This is a genomic window from Cupriavidus pauculus, assembly GCF_008801835.1.
GTDB classification, from domain to species: domain Bacteria; phylum Pseudomonadota; class Gammaproteobacteria; order Burkholderiales; family Burkholderiaceae; genus Cupriavidus; species Cupriavidus pauculus.
In genome coordinates this window covers 1-465 of the sequence record NZ_VZOW01000104.1, presented here as the reverse complement: position 1 = coordinate 465, position 465 = coordinate 1, and the positions used below count along the sequence as shown (strand labels likewise).

The window sequence follows — 465 nt, the reverse complement described above, 5'->3', positions numbered from 1 at the left end:
ATGCCGCCAATACGCTGGGGATTAATCGTCAGGACAAGAAGAATTTTGTCGAAGCAATTCTTGCATTTCAGCAAGGGGTCAAGGCCGGAAATTCGCTCTCGGCGCTCGCTTTGGAAGAGGGATTTAAGGGGCCACCACAATCTGATCGGATGAATTTTCTGGCGCTTGATCGTGACGCGGAGCGATCGCATCGCTATAAGTTGATCGGCAAGTTCATCGACTCGAGCGACGGCCGCAATCCGAAGGTACCGGACATCGACAAGATCGTGCCGCTGCCGCCGGCCAAGCTGCCCGAGTGGGACGGTACTTTTCAGTGGCAGAAGGAGCAGGATGCGGCTGTGCCGCCGCAGAAGCCCGCCGAGGAACTGGTGCAGCAACTTGCCAAAGAAAAAAATCTCGATCCAGCGACCGGCCTGCCGCTCACCACTTCGAGCAAGGCCGAACGCCTGCCGCTTGGCACGAAGG

1 protein-coding gene is annotated in these 465 nt (G+C 57.4%); it reads left to right on the top strand.

Going from position 1 to position 465, the window contains the following annotated elements:
• Positions 1-465 (top strand): DUF6396 domain-containing protein (locus F7R19_RS29590; RefSeq protein WP_249043182.1); only part of this gene is annotated, 465 nt, incomplete at both ends.